Genomic DNA, 12,245 nt, shown 5'->3' with positions numbered 1-12,245 from the left:
CCGCCCGGCCGCGATGGTTTTGCTCAACAAAGCCCGCATTGGCGGGAGGCTGTTTCCAGCTCATCGAAACCATGTGTTTCTCCTGGCGTGCTGTCCGTCAAATGGATTGACACCATCGCGCCGCCTTCCGGCCGGTTTGCGAATTCCAGGTGCCCGCCATGCGCAAGCGCGATTGCCTGCACCACGGATAGCCCCAGTCCGGTGCCGCCGGTCGCGCGCGAACGCGAGGGGTCGCCACGCCAGAACGGGTTAACCGCGACGGCATCCATATCCAGCGGAAATCCCGGGCCGCGATCGAGAACGCGGATGATGACGCTATCGTCCGCGACCTGTTCGGTTTCGCATCGCAGCGAGCCGCCCTCTGCAGCGTAGCGGCATGCATTTTCGAAAAGCGCCAATACAGCCTGGCGGATACGGGGAGAGTCGGCTGAAATCCAGGCGGGTTTCAGCTCCGTTTCCACCTGCATCCTGCTGGCTTCCAGCATGGGCTTTGCCGCGGCGATGACAGTCTCGACCAATCGCGATGTGTCGATGCGCTGGCGCTCGATCACCAGCTTCTGGCCGATGGCGAGCGACAGGGTGCGCAGGTCTTCGACAACCCGCCCCAGGCCTTCGACCTGCAGGAGGAGATCGGAAATGATTTTCCGGTCCATTGGAAATACGCCGTCGAGCATGCTTTGCAATGATCCTTGCAGGATGGTCAACGGCGTCCGCAGCTCGTGTGCAACCGCCATGTTGTTGAAACGCAATCGTTCCTCCATCGTCTCCAGGCTGGTCGCAAGAGCGTTGAAGGTTTCGACAAGGCTCGCGACTTCGCGGGCGCTTCGATAGGAGGCGGGGACGCGGACGGAGAAGTCGCCCGATTTAAGGCCCTCGGCGGCAGAGGTGAGCTCTTCGAGCGGATGTGTGAGCCGACGCGCCAGGAAGACGCCGATCACGGCGCAGAGGAGCGCTGACATGAGGCCGAAGACGAGCACGGAAAGCTGCACCTTGAGATCCGTCGGCTCCGTCAGCGAATTAAGATGTTCGACAAGCAGCTTGAGCGAATCCCCATCGGGGATCTTGTTTTCGCTCAGCATCTTGTAGGCTGTTGCGGCTCGCGGTGGCAGGGCATCGCTAATACCCTGCTCCAGATAGGTCGCGTACCAGTTGACCCCCACATAGGTGAGGCCGACGCTGAGCAGCAGCATGATCGTGATGACGACGGCCGTGAGCGTGGCAAGCGGCGCGCTGGGAAATCTCGGTTTCTTCATCTCGGGTCCGAAAAGCGATAGCCGATGCCGCGCACGGCAGGAAAGAAGCCGATCTGCCCCATTTCCTCCAGTTTGCGCCTGAGATTGGAAATGTGCGTGTCGACGGTCCGCACCAGAGCATCGCTTTCCGGCAGGCAGGCATCGAGAATATCGGCACGCGCGAAAGCCTGGGTGGGATGGCGGATCATATAGGCGAGGATGCGGAATTCGCTGAGCGTCAGCGGCAATGCAATACGGCGCTCATCCTTGTTGATGAAGACCGTATAGCTGCCGAAGTCGACCTCCAGCGCGCCGAAGCGCTTGATGGCTTCTGCTCGCTCGCCCTGCGTCCGGCGCAAGACCGCTCTGACGCGGGCGACGACTTCCTGCGGGTTGAACGGCTTGACGATGTAGTCGTCGGCACCGAGGCGCAACCCGCTCAGGCGGTCTATGTCGTCAGCAACGGCCGTGACCATGATGACCGGCGTCGAGCCGGCCTGGCGCAGGCGGCCGAGCACGCCGAAGCCGTTCAGTTTTGGCAAACGAACATCCAGCAGCACGAGATCCGGCTTCAAAAGCGCATGGTGCTGCAGCGCGGTTTCGCCGTCGCCGGCGCGAACCGTGCGAAAGCCGTCCCGCGTCAGATAGCCCTCGAGTATCTGCGCGATCGCTGGTTCATCCTCGACAATAAGAACGAGACTGTTATCCACCCCTAGCGCCCTGTGCTTCTTCCGTTTTTCCGTTCGACTTTGTCGCCCGAACCTTACTATTGCGGACTAAGCCCGCTTCCGCAATTTCCAAACAGTTTTCCGATCGTCCGATGGCCGACTCTGAACAGAGCCTTCATGCGATCTTCGCCATTCCTTGACAATCGGGCTTCAGCTTGGCGCCGTTCCGCCTCTGGAGACATGGCATGTGGAAATTTGCATCAAATTCTTGGAGCGCCGGCTCCGGTCAAATGCGGCCGCGTCCGCTGCAGGCAACTGCGGATAGCGAATTGGCTGTTATCGGCATGCTGATCGTCTGGACCAGCTTCGTCTTTGTGGTTTTTCCGAAGCTCGATCTGGCGGTCGCGCGCTTGTTTGCCCATGGGCATGCTTTCTGGCTGGTGGAGAATCCCTGGCTGAAAGCGGTGAGGGACATCGCTCGCCAAAGCCAGCCCTATATTGTCGGCGCCATGGCTGTCACCGTGGTTCTGCATGTCTTCCTGCCGCGGCGACTGCGGTTCTGCCCTTCCCACAAGCCATTGTTCGTGCTTCTGAGTTTTGCCGCCGGGCCGCTATTGATCGTGCAGACACTGAAGGTCGCAATCGGACGTGTACGCCCCCGTGACCTGATCGAATTCGGGGGCAAGGCCGACTTTACGCCGGTATGGCAGTTTTCTGGGGCATGCAGCCGCAATTGTTCCTTTCCTTCCGGTGAAGCCGCCGCGGCTGCGGCGGCGTTGTCCCTGTTGATTCTCGTGCCTGCACGGCGCAGATGGATTGCCGCGGCGATCATGGTGCCATGCTCGCTGTTCGTGGCATTCAACCGCGTGATCTTCGGTGCTCATTTCCTGTCGGATGTCATGCTCGGCTGGCTTTTGACCATGTTCGCCATGGCCATGATCTGGCGCTGGATCGGCGCGAATTCGCGGGCCATCGATCGCTACGTCACGCGCCTTATGTTCAGGTGACCCCTATCGCCAGGGTGTCTCCGCAATGCGACAGTTCCAAGCAAACGGATGTTACAAACCTTAACACAACGTTTCTTCACCTTTCCTTCGATCAGCGTTTACCTATTTAGCGTTCGCCATGCCGCCGAACGCGATCGAGGCCGGTAAGGCGGACGGCGAATGGACCTGGTCAGGGTGAGAGTGATGGGATGGGGTTGGTAGATTGGGCGTTGCGGGGAATGCTCGACATGGATGGCCGACGCAGGATGCGGTCCCGCAAAGACCATTACGAGCCGTGGGTCCTACTTGCCGTCGAGAGTTTCGAGCGGGAAATGCTGGCCTTCTACAGGCGTTCGCAGTTTACGGTGATCAAGAAAGCCGCATGACAGGCAATGAATCTCCGAACATGAGCTGTGCTTCTCACGGCAGGTTCGCCTTCAGCCGATACAGTTTGCCGACGAGCATATAGCGCCGACCTTGCCGGATCGGCCGGTTATGCTAGGCTCGGATGGTCCTGCCTTTGCGGAGAGCTTTCAAATGGTTACGCTGCGCGAACCGATCCTGCATCCAGTTCCCATCGAAGAATTGAGACCCACCCAGATCACCGTCGGCATGCGCGAGGTCAAGGCCAAGCGTAAGGCTTGGCGCCTCAAGGCGGAAGCCGCGGGCGACAAGGCCGGTGAGTTCCTCGGAAATCACATGGTGCCGACCATTCGCGGACCGCGGGGCCAATACTATGTCATCGATCATCACCATCTTTCGCTCGCGCTTTATGAGGAAGGGGTGAAGAATGTTCTCGTCACGACGGTTGCCGATCTTTCGCGACTTGACCGGGAATCCTTCTGGTTCGTCATGGACTGTCATGACTGGATGCATCCCTTTGACGAAGAGGGGAAGCGTCGTGGCTATGAAGACATCCCGAAGAGCATCAAGGATCTGATCGACGATCCCTATCGCTCTTTGGCTGGCGAACTGCGGCATGTCGGCGGCTATGCCAAGGACACGACGCCGTTCAGCGAATTTCTCTGGGCAGATTTCTTGCGCCGCCGCATCAAGCGCAAAGATCTAGAGAAGAATTTCAAGGCCGCGGTGGAAAAGGCGCATGATCTTGCCAAGCACAAGGATGCCGATTATCTGCCCGGCTGGTGCGGCCCGGTCGCCGAATAACTCTGAACCGATCTCGCAAGCCTGAAGCTTCGTTGGCCGACCGCTCAGTTTCGCGAGCTCGGATTGACTCTGATTCAGCAAGCGCATATTGCAGATGCAGCCAGCCTTGCTGGCCGTAAGCGTTTGACGTCAAGCAACGCACTCAACGATCCTCGTCGGTCGGAGTGCGTTTTTTTATGCCTTCGCCGATCGAGGAAAAGCCTGGAGATTATCATGGCTTTTCAATCGACACCTGATCAGGCGCGCGGCCGGCTGATGCTGCTCAGCGCCATTCTCTTCATTTCCTATCTTTGCATCGGCATCTCGTTTCCGATCGTACCGCTTTACGTGAGCGGACAACTGCAGCTCGGCAATGTCTGGGCGGGGCTCGGCGTCGGCATCGCCTTTCTGACGACGATCCTCACGCGCGGCTATGCCGGTGGGCTCTCGGACCACCACGGCGCCAAGGTCGCGGTGGCACAGGGGCTTGCATTCTATGTCGCCGGCGCTTTGACGGCTCTGGCCGCCGGCCTGCTGGCGCACATGCCATGGCCATCCTTCCTGCTCCTCCTTCTGGGACGCTTGGCTCTGGGGCTGGGCGAAAGTCTGGTCGCCGTCGGCGTCATCGCCTGGGGCATTGGTTTCGTCGGCCCGGCGCGTTCGGGCCGGGTCCTGGCGCTGGTCGGCGCTGCCATCTATGGAGCGCTTGCGGTGGGCGGGCCGATCGGGTTGATGTTGTTCAGCCGGTTCGGCTTTGCCGGGACGATGGCGATCAGCGCCGTCCTGCCGTTCCTCGGGCTGGTGGCGATCTGGAGGGTTCCCAGCGTTGCGCCGCATCCCGGTGAGCAGCGCCCGCCATTTTGGAATATCGTCAGCAGGGTCTGGCTGTATGGGGCGATCGTGTGCCTTCAGGGGATAGGCTTTGGCGCCATCGGCGCCTTCTTCACGCTCTATTTCCTCGACCAGGGATGGAACTACGCTGGGCTGGGCTTGACCGCCTTCGGCGTCGGCTTCGTTCTGGTGCGCGTGTTCTTCGGCCATCTGCCTGATCGTATCGGTGGCTTACCGGTCGCGCTCGGGTCACTGGCCGTCGAAGCGGTAGGCCAATTGTTGATCTGGAGTGCCACCGATCCCATGCTCGCCCTGGCGGGTGCCTTTTTGACCGGTTTCGGATGCTCGCTGATCTATCCTTCCATCGGCCGCGAGGTCGTCCGGCGGGTGGAGCCGCATCTGCGCGGCACGGCGCTTGGCGGCTTCTCGGCCTTTCAGGACCTCGCCTACGGGCTGACCGGGCCATTTGCCGGCCTTTTGGCCGACCGGGCCGGCTATGGCAGCGTCTTCCTGGCGGGCACTGCCGCTGCGATCGCTGGCCTGTTGATCGCGCTCTCGCTCCGCAGAATACGCACCGTCGCATTCAACTGAATGATATGCGGTTCCTGCTGCCGGCAGGGACCGCATAAACGCTTCGTGACGTTGCGCGATGCGCCCCTTTGTCGCCGGTAACGGCCAGGCCCCGGTGGGAAACTATCGCATTTGCAATATGATCGGGCTGCTGCTGGCCGGATCCGTATGCTCGCGCAATGCCTTCACATCGTTTGTCGAAACCGCTCCGCCGTGATTTCCCCAGGATGAGCGCACGAATGTCAGGACATCGGCAATCTGCTGGTCCGAAAGCTGCTGACGGAATGGAGGCATGCGATAGGCGTCCGGAATGCCGTTCGCCACGACGCGGCTGGAACCGTTCAGCGTTACATTGATCTGGGAAGCGTTTTCCTTCGCAAGCGACGCGGCAGAGCCGGCGAGCGGCGGTATCCATTGCTGCTTTCCGCGTCCGTCGACGCCGTGACAGAAGCTGCATTTGGCGACGAAAGTCTGGGCGCCGGGAATCTGCTCGCGGTTGGAAAGCGATACGTTCTGGGCGGTACCTTCGTCATATTGCCAGGGGGTGCCGTCGCGGGCGGGATCGCCGGGCAGGGATTTCAGGTAGTGGCTTATCGCCTTCAGATCGTCATCATTCATGAACTGCGTCGAATTGTTGAAGGCATCTGCCATCGAGCCGAAGACCACGGCATGACCGTTCCTGCCGTTCTTGAGGAAGGCATAGATATCGTCCTCGCTCCAGCGCCCAAGTCCGGTATTGGGGTCGCCACGCAGGCTCGGTGCATACCAGCCGTCGAGAAGGGCGCCGGAAAGATAGAGTGGACTGCTCTCATCCAGCGCCTTTTCCGCCATGGTGATGGCGCGCGGCGTATGACAGCTGCCGCAATGACCAGGCCCCTGAACGAGATAGGCGCCACGGTTCCACTGGTCATCGCCGGCCGTTTTCGGCTGATAGGTGCCGCCTTCGGTGAAGACCGCGTTCCAGAGCGCCAGAGGCCAGCGCATGTTCATCGGCCATTTGATGTCGGAGGGTTTGTCCGCCTGCTTCACAGGCTCGACCCTATTCATGAAATAGGCGTAGAGCGCACGAATGTCGTCGTCGCTCATCTTCACATAGGAGGGATAGGGCATAGCCGGATAGAGGCGATGCCCGTCGCGTGCAACACCCTGGCGCACGGCACGGTCGAAATCGGCAAGCGTATAGTTGCCGATCCCGGTTTCTTTGTCTGGAGTGATGTTGGTCGTGAAGATGGAGCCGAGCGGCGTCCCCATTTCCAGCCCGCCGGCGAAGGGAGCGCTCTTCGGCGTGCTATGGCAGGCGACGCAGTCGCCGAGGCGCGCGACATATTCGCCCTGCTGCAGCAGGTCCTCCGAGGGCGCCTGTATCGCGGCGACATTGTCGAAGGGAGATGCCGGCGTGCGGGTTACGAACCATGCGACGCCGCCGGCCACAAGCACGATAATCAGGAGAAGAACCAGAAGAAGTTTCTTCAAGAGGGTGCCCTCATGTCTTTGCTTCGGGATTTCGTATTCTGTCAGGCGGAAGCCGACCAAGCCGGCTCTCGGACCAGAAATGAGCCGAGAGCCGGATATGTGCTTGGCGCAGCGAGTGCCGCGCCTCAGCTTTCAAAGGTGTAGTTGGAGAGAGGCATGCTGCGTATTCGCTTGCCCGTCAGCGTGGACACCGCATTGGCGACCGCAGGCGGGATGGCTGGCAGGCCCGGCTCGCCGATGCCGCCCATTTCCGCCCCGCTTTCGACGATGCGGACGTGAACGCGCGCCATGCGATCCGGCGGCAGGATCGGATAGAGGTCGTAATTGCGCGCCACCGGTTCGCCGTTCTTGTAGACGGCCTCCTCCATCAGCACCTGCGACATGCCGAGTGCGGTCGCCGAATTGACCTGAGCTTCGATGATTGCCGGATTGACGATGCTGCCGGGATCGATCGCTTCCCAGACGTCATGGACGACGACCTGGCCGTTGCGGATCGACACTTCGGCGATCGCAGCCGTATGGCTACCGAACGGAGAGGCCATCGCCACACCGCGCGCGCGCCGCGAACCGTCGTCTGCCGTGAAGGGCCCCCGCTTCCAGCCGCCGGAGAGATCGCCGGCCGCTTTCAGGAGATTGCTCAGCCGCTCGTTCTTTTGCAGCAGCTTGAGGCGCAGCTCATAGGGGTCCTGCCCACCCTTGTCCGCCAGCTCGTCCAGGAACGTCTCGTAGAAGAAGTCGTTCATGGAATTGCCGACAGAGCGCCAATAGGCGAGCGTCGTCGGGTTTTTGACGTAGATCTGCGCGATGCGGTAGTTCGGGATTGCATAGGATTTGCCGGCAAGGCCCTCCAGGGCTGTCGGATCGAGTGAATCCTCCTTATGACCGTAAACGCCTTCCGTCGGACCCTCGCAAGCGCTGATGGCCTCGAGTGCCACCGGCATGCCGCTGGCGTCGAGTGCGCCGCGGAAGCGCACTGCCGCCATCGGACGCATCGGATCGCGCAGAAACTCTTCCTCGCGGCTCCAGATGAGCTTGACCGGCCGCCCGACTTCCTTTGCAAGCTGGATGGCCTGCGGATAGGGGTTGGCCGATGGATACAGGAAATGCCGTCCGAAGAAGCCGCCTAGGATGGGGCTGTGGATTATCACCTTCGATGGATCGAGGCCGGTCAGCTTGGCGATGTCGGCCTGGAATTGCTCGGGCGCCTGATTGGGCATCCAGAGTTCGAGACTGCCGTCCGGGTTGAAGCGGGCCAGGGTCGATGGCGGCTCCAGCTGCGCATGATGCAGATACTGGCTCCTATAGGTGGCGGAAACGACTGTCTTGGCGCCGTCGAAAGCCTTGGCGATATCGCCGACATTCTCCGCTTCCTTGCCATTGCCCGGTTCGTTGGCGAGCTTGTCGTTGAAAGCCGTGGTTGAAAAATCGGCGGGCATATAGCGGAACTCGGGATTGGCGTCCGAGCCGGGCTCGCGCCAATCGACCTGAGCGGCCTCGGCTGCCCGCTTGGCATTCCACCAGCGCTCGGCGACGACTGCAACAGCGCCGGGCAGGCTGTGGACGGAATGAACACCCGGCATTGCCTTGAGCTGCTCTTCGTTGCGGATCTTGCCGATGGTTAGGCCGAGGCGAGGAGCGTGCTGGACGGCGGCATGCAACATGCCGTCAACCTTGCAATCTATGGCGTAGACTGCCTTACCAGTTGATTTGTCATGCATATCCAGCCGTTCGACCGGTTTGCCGATCCAGCGGAATTTGCTTGGGTCCCGAAGCGCCACGCTCTCAGGGGCAGGAACCGGCAGATCCAATGCTTCGCTCGCTATGTCGCCATAGGCAAGGCTGCGCCCCGATGCGGCATGGATCACGCGGCCCGGCTCTGTGGTCAGTTCGGTAATGGGCGCATCCAGGCGCTTGGCGGCGGCTTGCAGGATCATGTTGCGGGCGAGCGCGCCGAGCCGGCGCATGGTCTCATAGCTGGTGCGCACCGACATGCTGCCGCCGGTGATGCGCATCTGGCCATGCACGACCAGATAGTCGCTGCCCGTGGGCGCGTTTTCGACGACGAAGGTTTTCGGATCTGCATCGAGTTCCTCGCCGACGATCTGGGCCATCGCAGTGAAGACGCCTTGCCCGCCTTCGACGAAGGGGCTCATGAAGCGGATGGTGCTGTCCGGGCGAATTTCGAGAAAGGCGGGAACGCGAGTGCCTGGAGGCATTGGGCTTGCCGCCTGCTGGGCTCGCGCGCGGCCAACCGGAACGCCGAAACCAAGCACGAATGCACCCGCGGCGGCACCGGCTGATGTCAGGAGGAAGTGCCGGCGTGAGATGTTGACCGGGGATCCTGCGGGAAACTCATCTTCGGGAACGAGATTGCGGCTGGTTTCGGTCATAGCGTTTCTCCTTCCTTGGAAGAGAGATCTTTGACCGCCGTCTTGATCGCGTTGTAGGTGCCGCATCGACAGAGATTGATCATCGCCGCAGCGATCTCGTCATCGGAAGGATTGGGTATCTGCTTGAGAAGTGCGGTCGCTGCCACGACCTGTCCCGATTGGCAGTAGCCGCATTGCGGAACCTGATGCTTGACCCAGGCAGCGACAACACGCTTTCCAACCGGGTCCGCCTCGATCGCCTCGATCGTCGTAATCTGGCGGCCGGCGACGCTGTCGAGCGGCGTCACGCAGGAGCGCACCACTTCGCCATCGACAAGAACGGAACAGGCACCGCATTGTGCCAGCCCGCAGCCATATTTCGTGCCGGTCATGCCCAGCTCGTCGCGGATGATCCAGAGGAGCGGCGTATCTCCCTCCGAATCGACTTGGTAGGATTGGTTATTGATTTGAAGATTCATGAGGCGCCTCCTGAGGCTTTCGATCGCGAACCTTCATTGCCGGTGCTGCTCGATGATCTGGATGCTCAACGAACGGATGACGCATAGCTCAGGCTCACAACCCGGACTATAACACTGAACCGACCGCATCAAAAAGATTAGTATGTGAAACGCGATAGACGTTAGAAACCGGATTCATAAATCCGGTTTCCAGGCTCATTTCGCTCGCGCGAAGGGAGGCTGCCGGATCGAAGAGGTGATCGATGCGGCCCTGACCCTAAGCCATAATATGTTGATTTTAATGCGTAATCGCACAACTGTGATCCTGCACGTCCTCGCCGCCCATGCCGGGCACTGCGACATCGGTGAGGACAATGAAACCGGGGCCGTCTGCGAAATTGGCGCCGACAACCACGAGATTGTGATCGCCCATTTCCTTCGCCGGGTCCTTCAATGTCTTGGCGAGCGCCAGGAACGGATTGAAGTCGCCCAGTGTCTCGCCCTTAACCCGGACCGCCAAGAACTTGTGGCCGGCGATGGTATCGGGAAGGGGTGCCCAGTCGGTGCCGATCTGGTCGGCATCGGCCTTGAGGGCTGCCCGTGCATCGGCGCTCAGGCAATCGACGTGGATATGCAGCTGGTTCTGCGAACGAGCCTGCTGCGCGTTGATGGCCAGGCTGAGGCCGTCGCGCGGGAGCGCATGCGGCAGTCGGACATCGACATCGGCTCGCTCGGCCCAGGCATCGGCAAAGAAGTTATGCGTTGCAGGATCGAGGAGTGCCGCGCTCTCCATGCCAGTGATCTTATCGGTCGGAATCAGCAGAACTTGCGCAACGCCCCGCAGATCCTTCAGCATCGCGTAGTGCTCGGCCGTATTCACCGAAAGGCAGGGTGCAGTCTGCACCACGCACTTGTCATGAACGATCTTCCAGAGCACGTCGGAGTCGGCGAAGGCCGGCGCGAAAAGGAAGGGGAGGAAGGATGCGGCAAGAGCCGTGACGCGGCGCGAGAATGTCATGGCAGGAAATTTCCCAGGTTCAAACGGTTTGGCATTGTCCGAAATTCCGGAGGATTTAGCACAGGCCTATTAGGCTGATGTGACGGCTTGACGGCGGCAAGTGTCAAATGCGGGCAGGCGCGTGCCGTAGAGATTGCGTGATATCAGCTTCGCTTCATCTCGGGCTAAGGCCGCTTTCAGTTTGGTTGCCTAAATGGCAGAAGCCGGGGAAGTCCATGTCTCGCACCCGGAGGGGATGAGGTCGTTCGCAATGGCCTTTGAACATCCGCTGCGAGGTGTTCGCAACGCTCGATCGCCGCAATTTGCGGCTGACACAAAACGATCAGGAGCTTGAAATGGGTATCGGAAAGCTGATTGAAGAAGTTGCAGGTGCCGTGGCTGCCGATGAGGCCGTTGAGGCTGTCGACCCGAATGCCGGTTTCCTGACGAAGGCCGCCGCTGCCGTCGCCGGCTTTGAAGGCGTCAACAAGCTGACGGACGTGCTGAAGGAAAAAGAACAGGAACCGGCTGCCGACAATAGCAGCGATCAGAACGGCTGACTGGAAAGCAGCAGGCGCGCGCGTCGAAAAGATTTTTGAAAGCCGGGCATGTCCCGGCTTTCTGATTCTCTCGATAGCTGCCGCATCCTCTCCACAGCTGGCGATCGCACCGCGGATCTTGACGTAGATCTCATCGACCAATTTTCTACTCGTCTTCAGCCATCGGCCTCGACGGAGATAAAGGGGCGAAAGAATCTAGTCGGCTGCAGGATCGAACTGGCGATATTGGCGATGATCGGGCCCGACGTCTCGCTCCTTGCCAGAGCCTCCTTCCAAGCCGGATCAGCCACGAATTCCGCCCATTTCCGCTGGCGCTCCTCCAGCGATTGCCATTCGAGGAAATAGATGAGGTCGTTACTGGAGGGCCCGACCATCGTCGTCCAGAAACCGAGGGGGCGGATGCCGAGCCGGCTCCAGATCGCCAGTGTCGCCGTTTCGAAGCGCTCCTGGAGCGCTGGCAGCTTGCCGGGCAAGCAAGTATAGATGCGCATTTCATGGATCATGAAAAATCCTCCTTGGGTGAATTCAGAACAGGCCGAGCATGTCCCTGCGAGCCCGACTTAAAACTAGTTGAGCGATAACAGCGGGTTGTGATTCCTTGTGGTGCTGAAACAAAACGGCGTTTTCGATGATGTGCTCTACTATTGCTCGATTTGAGCATAACTGAAGCGGGCTTCATGTTTCAAGTGATTTTATGGGCCGGGAATGGGCGCTGATCGATCCCCTGATTCCGCCGGCATGCAGTGGTGGGCGACGTAGGACAAGCAGCAGAGGCTCTTCTCATCCTCCGATCGGTTCAAGATTTGCCCCTCTGTCGGGGCTTGACGAAAACAAGCCAGGCATTAATTTAAACGGAGGCGCCTCCGTTTATTCGTGGTGTCCTCTGCTTCCCAATTCAGATGAGAGCCGACCGTGGCAGCACAATCCCATCGGCCCCGTCTTCCTGAAAGAAACC

The 12,245-nt window shown here is 60.2% G+C and carries 12 protein-coding genes and 1 pseudogene; 6 read left to right on the top strand and 7 right to left on the bottom strand.

Translation table 11 applies throughout. The annotated features are described in order from the left end of the window. Positions 1-23: 23 nt before the first annotated feature. The gene (locus tag AC13QE_RS13105; RefSeq protein ID WP_488483994.1) at positions 24-1,253 is read right to left on the bottom strand and encodes an ATP-binding protein; all 1,230 of its coding nucleotides are present in this window, start codon (positions 1,251-1,253) and stop codon (positions 24-26) included. Then, on the bottom strand, positions 1,250-1,942 hold the full coding sequence (locus tag AC13QE_RS13100) for a response regulator (RefSeq protein WP_488483993.1): 693 nt from the start codon (positions 1,940-1,942) through the stop codon (positions 1,250-1,252). Before AC13QE_RS13100 ends, AC13QE_RS13105 begins: the two co-directional genes overlap by 4 nt. A gap of 203 nt (positions 1,943-2,145) precedes the next feature. On the opposite strand from AC13QE_RS13100, the gene AC13QE_RS13095 reads away from it, so the two are divergent. The 4 genes from AC13QE_RS13095 (at position 2,146) to AC13QE_RS13080 (ending at position 5,454) form a co-directional block, all read left to right on the top strand. Further along, positions 2,146-2,907, top strand: coding sequence for a phosphatase PAP2 family protein (locus AC13QE_RS13095; protein ID WP_488483992.1), 762 nt, complete (start codon positions 2,146-2,148; stop codon positions 2,905-2,907). A gap of 188 nt (positions 2,908-3,095) precedes the next feature. After that, the gene (locus tag AC13QE_RS13090) at positions 3,096-3,272 is read left to right on the top strand and encodes a hypothetical protein (RefSeq protein WP_488483991.1); all 177 of its coding nucleotides are present in this window, start codon (positions 3,096-3,098) and stop codon (positions 3,270-3,272) included. 151 nt (positions 3,273-3,423) lie between these two features. Further along, positions 3,424-4,053 carry a ParB-like protein gene (locus tag AC13QE_RS13085; protein WP_488483990.1) on the top strand — a complete coding sequence of 210 codons (630 nt, stop codon included), beginning with the start codon at positions 3,424-3,426 and terminating at the stop codon, positions 4,051-4,053. Positions 4,054-4,266: 213 nt separating this feature from the next. Continuing rightward, complete coding sequence (locus AC13QE_RS13080; RefSeq protein WP_488483989.1) at positions 4,267-5,454, top strand: arabinose transporter; 1,188 nt, start codon at positions 4,267-4,269, stop codon at positions 5,452-5,454. 102 nt (positions 5,455-5,556) lie between these two features. Here AC13QE_RS13080 and AC13QE_RS13075 read toward each other — a convergent pair whose 3' ends face one another. The 4 genes from AC13QE_RS13075 to AC13QE_RS13060 form a co-directional block, all read right to left on the bottom strand. Next, positions 5,557-6,906 (bottom strand): c-type cytochrome, encoded by a 1,350-nt coding sequence (locus AC13QE_RS13075; protein WP_488483988.1) that lies wholly within the window; start codon positions 6,904-6,906, stop codon positions 5,557-5,559. A gap of 125 nt (positions 6,907-7,031) precedes the next feature. Next, complete coding sequence (locus tag AC13QE_RS13070; protein WP_488483987.1) at positions 7,032-9,296, bottom strand: xanthine dehydrogenase family protein molybdopterin-binding subunit; 2,265 nt, start codon at positions 9,294-9,296, stop codon at positions 7,032-7,034. Further along, positions 9,293-9,754: a (2Fe-2S)-binding protein gene (locus AC13QE_RS13065; protein ID WP_112335900.1), complete on the bottom strand. Its 462-nt coding sequence runs from the start codon at positions 9,752-9,754 to the stop codon at positions 9,293-9,295. The genes AC13QE_RS13070 and AC13QE_RS13065 overlap by 4 nt, the downstream gene beginning before the upstream one ends. 277 nt (positions 9,755-10,031) lie before the next feature. Then, positions 10,032-10,751 carry a CDP-diacylglycerol diphosphatase gene (locus AC13QE_RS13060; RefSeq protein ID WP_132719187.1) on the bottom strand — a complete coding sequence of 240 codons (720 nt, stop codon included), beginning with the start codon at positions 10,749-10,751 and terminating at the stop codon, positions 10,032-10,034. Positions 10,752-11,086: 335 nt separating this feature from the next. On the opposite strand from AC13QE_RS13060, the gene AC13QE_RS13055 reads away from it, so the two are divergent. Continuing rightward, positions 11,087-11,290, top strand: coding sequence for a hypothetical protein (locus AC13QE_RS13055; protein ID WP_112336114.1), 204 nt, complete (start codon positions 11,087-11,089; stop codon positions 11,288-11,290). Positions 11,291-11,445: 155 nt separating this feature from the next. Here the strand turns inward: AC13QE_RS13055 and AC13QE_RS13050 are convergent, their stop codons facing one another. Next, positions 11,446-11,793, bottom strand: a complete 348-nt coding sequence (locus tag AC13QE_RS13050) for an NIPSNAP family protein (RefSeq protein WP_488483986.1) — start codon at positions 11,791-11,793, stop codon at positions 11,446-11,448. Between the two features lie 167 nt (positions 11,794-11,960). Here AC13QE_RS13050 and AC13QE_RS13045 point away from each other — a divergent pair. After that, positions 11,961-12,053 (top strand): annotated as a pseudogene (locus tag AC13QE_RS13045) (IS5/IS1182 family transposase); the annotation flags it as partial. Between the last annotated feature and the right edge of the window lie 192 nt (positions 12,054-12,245).

It is taken from the genome of Martinezella sp. CNPSo 3957 (assembly GCF_057784395.1).
Note: the sequence above shows the minus strand (reverse complement) of the source record. Positions and strands in the feature narration are given on the sequence as shown.

Excerpts from the sequence above, each read along its gene's own strand:
- AC13QE_RS13085 (WP_488483990.1), top strand. The coding sequence starts at position 3,424 with ATGGTTACGCTGCGCGAACCGATCCTGCATCCAGTTCCCATCGAAGAA.
- AC13QE_RS13070 (WP_488483987.1), bottom strand. The coding sequence starts at position 9,296 with ATGACCGAAACCAGCCGCAATCTCGTTCCCGAAGATGAGTTTCCCGCA.
- AC13QE_RS13055 (WP_112336114.1), top strand. The coding sequence starts at position 11,087 with ATGGGTATCGGAAAGCTGATTGAAGAAGTTGCAGGTGCCGTGGCTGCC.
- AC13QE_RS13065 (WP_112335900.1), bottom strand. The coding sequence starts at position 9,754 with ATGAATCTTCAAATCAATAACCAATCCTACCAAGTCGATTCGGAGGGA.
- AC13QE_RS13080 (WP_488483989.1), top strand. The coding sequence starts at position 4,267 with ATGGCTTTTCAATCGACACCTGATCAGGCGCGCGGCCGGCTGATGCTG.
- AC13QE_RS13090 (WP_488483991.1), top strand. The coding sequence starts at position 3,096 with ATGGGGTTGGTAGATTGGGCGTTGCGGGGAATGCTCGACATGGATGGC.
- AC13QE_RS13050 (WP_488483986.1), bottom strand. The coding sequence starts at position 11,793 with ATGATCCATGAAATGCGCATCTATACTTGCTTGCCCGGCAAGCTGCCA.
- AC13QE_RS13095 (WP_488483992.1), top strand. The coding sequence starts at position 2,146 with ATGTGGAAATTTGCATCAAATTCTTGGAGCGCCGGCTCCGGTCAAATG.
- AC13QE_RS13060 (WP_132719187.1), bottom strand. The coding sequence starts at position 10,751 with ATGACATTCTCGCGCCGCGTCACGGCTCTTGCCGCATCCTTCCTCCCC.
- AC13QE_RS13105 (WP_488483994.1), bottom strand. The coding sequence starts at position 1,253 with ATGAAGAAACCGAGATTTCCCAGCGCGCCGCTTGCCACGCTCACGGCC.